General features: G+C 65.2%; 3 protein-coding genes and 1 pseudogene. 2 read left to right on the forward strand and 2 right to left on the reverse strand.

Features of this window, described 5'->3' with window-relative positions; all coding sequences use genetic code 11:
* Window positions 1–716, reverse strand: a 716-nt coding sequence (locus AC2VOG_RS15240; RefSeq protein WP_486940719.1) for a FadR/GntR family transcriptional regulator, incomplete at its 3' end; no start/stop codon positions are given.
* A 131-nt stretch (window positions 717–847) separates the two neighbouring features.
* On the opposite strand from AC2VOG_RS15240, the gene AC2VOG_RS15245 reads away from it, so the two are divergent.
* A complete protein-coding gene (locus AC2VOG_RS15245) occupies window positions 848–3,229 on the forward strand; it encodes a CaiB/BaiF CoA-transferase family protein (RefSeq protein WP_486940720.1) in 2,382 nt (793 codons plus the stop codon).
* Between the two features lie 12 nt (window positions 3,230–3,241).
* Window positions 3,242–3,433 carry a ferredoxin gene (locus AC2VOG_RS15250; RefSeq protein ID WP_486940721.1) on the forward strand — a complete coding sequence of 64 codons (192 nt, stop codon included), beginning with the start codon at window positions 3,242–3,244 and terminating at the stop codon, window positions 3,431–3,433.
* 4 nt (window positions 3,434–3,437) lie between these two features.
* Here the strand turns inward: AC2VOG_RS15250 and AC2VOG_RS15255 are convergent.
* Window positions 3,438–4,236, reverse strand: a pseudogene (locus AC2VOG_RS15255) (cytochrome P450 family protein).
* Between the last annotated feature and the right edge of the window lie 157 nt (window positions 4,237–4,393).

Here is a 4,393-nt window from a genome sequence, read left to right on the forward strand (position 1 = left end):
TGCCGGGCCGCTACGCGACGCGCCCGTTCGACGTCGCCGGCCTCGATCATTTCAGACATTTTGATGTGGGTGTTGAGCACGGCGCGGCGCTTGGTCAGCGACGGGTAGGTGCCCTTCGCGGCGCTCTCGTCAGCCCACTGCTGTTCGTGGCTGGTCCACAGCGTCTCCAAGGTCCCGACAACGGCGATGATCGTTTTGTTGCCACAGCCGTGCACGATGGCATCGTGGAATCTGCGCCCGATTTCGGTGAATTCGGGCCCGTCCTCCAGATGGGCCTCCATCGCGTCGTTGAGCTCTTTGAGCTCCTTGACGATAGTGTTGGCGCGGTCGCCCCGTTGCGCGGCCAGTGCGGCGCAGGCGGGTTCGAGCTCCAGAAGCGCGCTGCCGAGGTCGGCCACGACCACCGACTCGCTCTGCAACACAAGGCCTAACATGTAGGCGGCGCTGGTCTTCGCCGGGGCGTGCACGATCGCGCCGCCGCGATTGCCGCGCCTTACCGAGACCAGCCCTTCGGTCTCCAGAATTCGCAACGCTTCTCGCAACGAAACCAGGCTGACGTTGAACTGCTCGACGAGCACTTCCTGGCGTGGCAGCAAATCGCCGTCGGCCAAATCACCGTCGATGATCTGCCGCCGCAACTCGTCGGCGACGATTTCGGCGATCCGCGGCGCCGACAGTCGACGTCGGGCCTCGGGGCCAATTCCCAGCGCAGTCATCTGATTCCAGCAGCGGATTCACGGCGGAGACACGGCCGCTGCACCCGCGAACTCCATATACCGCAATTTTAGCAGTAATGGCATAATAGCCGCGCTGGTCAACGGCGCGGTCGAACGTGATAGGACACAGGTTGAGCGACGGGCACGGCAGCCGACCGACACCGCTGGCGGACGTCCGGGTCGTCGAGATCAGCGACCGCGTTGCGGGTAGTTACTGCGGAAAGCTTTTGGTCGATGCCGGTGCGGACGTACGGAAGGTTGAACCGCCGCAAGGAGATTGGCTGCGGCGGTTCAGCGCCAGCGGGTCGGAGATAGCCGAGGGCGCAAGTTCTCCGCTGTTCGGTTTCCTCAACGCCGGTAAGCGCAGCCTGACGTGGTCGGGAGTCGACCTCGACGCCGAATTGGCCGGCGCCGACGTCATGGTGGTGACGGGGACCCGGTCGCAGGCGGCCGCGTGGGGTATCGACCCGCAGCGACTGCTCGCAGAGTTTCCCCGCGCGGTTATCGTCACGATCTCCGACTTCGGCTGGACCGGCCCGTACGCCGAGCGCGCCGCCAGTGAGTTCACCTTGCAGGCGTGGTCGGGCTTGACCGGCTTCCGCGGCGACCCGGCCGGACCGCCGATCGCCATCGGCGGCGACCTCGGGGAGTACATGGGCGGGGTGTTCGCCGCGTTCGGTGCGCTGGCGGTGCACCGCCGTGTCGAACGCGGTGGACCCGGCGAACATCTGGATCTGTCGCTGCTGGAGGCAATCACGTTGATGCAAAGCGGCGAATGGCTGCATTCGCATCTACTCAAGGCGCCGCCGGTGACCCGCACCATCGAGGTGCCGTCGATCGAGTCGGCCAAGGACGGCTACGTCGGGATCACGATGGTCACCGGGCAGCAGTGGTTGGATTTCGCGGCGATGGTCGACTGCCCTGAGCTGACCGAGAATCCGCAGCTGAGCTTCCAGATCGGTCGATGGCAGCACCGTGACTTCATCCGCGAGCGGATTCGGCCGTGGCTGGCCGAACGCACCGTTGCCGAAGTGGTCGAGCTTGGCCAGTTGTTCCGCCTGCCGATCGCAGCGCTGGGTAATGGCGCGACGGTCCGCGACACGGGCTATGCGACCGAACGCGGCGTATTCGTGGGTAACGCGGCGGGATTTCACCAGCCGCGTACGCCATGGCTGATGTCGGTGTGCGCGCCAGCGGCGCTGCGCGACGCACCCGCGCTCGGCGAGGCCGACGGAATCGCTCCGTGGCCGGCCCGCCGATACCCGGAGCCGCCGTCGGCTCCGAGCTTGCCGTTCGATGGTCTTCGGATCGTCGACCTGACCGCATTCTGGGCCGGGCCCGCCGCGACGCATCTGCTGGCGGCATTTGGCGCCGATGTGGTCAAGGTGGAATCGATCCAGCGGCCCGACGGTATCCGGTACTCGGGCGGCATGCGCAAAGACGTCGACGACTGGTGGGAATACGGGTGGGTATTCCACGCGATGAACACCAACAAGCGCTCCGTCACACTGGATTTGGGTTCCGAAGACGGGCGTCGGCTGTTCGGCGAATTAGTCGCCGACGCCGACGTCGTGATCGAGAACTTCTCCCCGCGGGTGATGGAACATTTCGGGCTAACCGCTGATGCGTTGCTGGCGATGAACCCGCGGCTGGTGATCGCCCGGATGCCCGCCTTCGGGCTGGACGGTCCGTGGCGCGACCGCGTCGGCTTCGCGCCGACCATGGAGCAGATCGCCGGGCTGGCGTGGATCACCGGTTCCGCCGACGGGCCGCCTGTGCCGCCACGCGGAGCGTGCGATCCGTTGGCCGGAGTGCATGCGGCGTTCGCGGTGACGGCCGCGCTGTGCTTCGCCGATCGCACCGGACTGGGCCAGCTGGTCGAACTGCCGATGATCGAGACGGTGCTCAACGTGACCGCCGTCCAGCCGATGGAATTCGAAGTATTCGGGGTCACCCTGAGCCGTCGCGGCAACCGCGGACACGGGTGGGCCGTTCAGAACCTCTACCGCTGCTGCGGCGACGACGACTGGATCGCGGTCACCGTGCGCACCGACCAGCAGTGGCAGGCGCTGGTCGAGTTGCTGGGCCGGCCAGCCTGGGCCGACGACCGTCAGTTCGACACCGTCGAAGGCCGGCGCGCCCACGCCGACGAGATCGACCGGAACCTGCAGCCCTGGTTCGCCCGTCAGAAGCTCGACCCCACGGTGGATGCGTTTGCCGCCGTGGGGATTCCCGCCGCACCGGTGGTGTCGCCATCGTTGGTCACCGACAACGACCAGCTCAACCACCGAGGATTCCTGGAAACGCTGAACCATCCACGCACCGGCGCGGCCCGCTACCCGCGTCCACCTTTCGCGCCGCTGGACGGGCAGCGCTCCTGGTTGAGGCTCCCGCCGCCTACGCTCGGTGAACACAACGGCGAGGTGCTGCGTGATCGGTGCGGGCTGAGCGACGAAGATCTGGCACGGCTCGCGGCGGCCGGCGTTATCGGCACTCGGCCCAAGGGACTGTGAAAGGAGCAGAGTATGCGAGTAGTAGTCGATGAATCATTGTGTGAGGCAAACGGATTCTGTGAGTCGTTGGCGCCGGACATCTTTGAGATCGGTAAGTCCGATGTGGTGCACGTCGCCGAGGGCGAGATACCGGAGCATTTGCAGATCGACGTGGCGGCCGCGGTGGACCAGTGCCCGAAAGCCGCGCTGCGAATCCTCGACTGAGCCGCTAGCGCGCGATCAACGTCATCGCCACCTCGTCGTAGATCGACATGTTGGTGGTCAGGTTCGGATAGGTCACCTTGGCCGGCCCGAGTGTGAAGCTGTGCCCGCGCACGAGGAGTTCGTCGAACACCGCGCGCAGTTCCGCGCGTGCCAGCATCGCGCCCAGGCAAGCTCCAGATGTCGTCGGTTGGATTGCGCCGCTTCTCGGCGGTGAGTTCCATCGCGTAACCGAGGATGGAGGCGAATACGTCGGTGTCAATCGGCTTCCCGGTGGACTGAGCCTTCAGGATGGTGTCGAAGCCGTCGAATATGCGTGGCCGGTCCTGTTCCGGAATGCCGATGATGTCGCCGATTACGGTCATCGGCAGCGGGTCCGCGACGTCGTCGATCCAGTCGCCACTGCCGCGAAGGATCAGGTCGTCGATCATGCGCGACGCACGCGCCCGAATGCCGTCCTCGAGCTTGGCGATCGCCCGAGGCGTGAACGCACTCGAGATGAGCTTGCGGTGCTTGTTCTGCTCGGGCGGATCGAGCGTGATGATGGTCGGCTATGACGAAAACAGGTCGGCCGGCTGAATAAGCGGACCGTTGACCGCAGTGAACGACTCGTAGTCGCGATGCAGCCGCACGGCGTGCCGATGTTTAGTGGTCATCCAGAAGTCTCGTTTGACGGTCTTCTCGACGCCCGGCGTCAGGCCATGGCGGAACAGCGGCCGGTGGCGCCTCAGCTCGGTGAATATCTCGTCGGGAAAACCGTTGCACCACAACGCAAAATCGGGCAGAACGACTGGCGAAGCCGTCATTCGGAACCTCGATTCACCCGGACGCCGCGCCATCCTCCGGCTATCGGTTGACGTGCAATGACTAAAATAGTAACAATGGCTTTTACAGGCCAACGTCGAGTTGTTGGGCGATTTGAGGCGCTTCGGGCACAACAAGTCGACGCTGGCCGGGAAATGG

The organism is Mycobacterium sp. TH-M11, assembly GCF_057473725.1.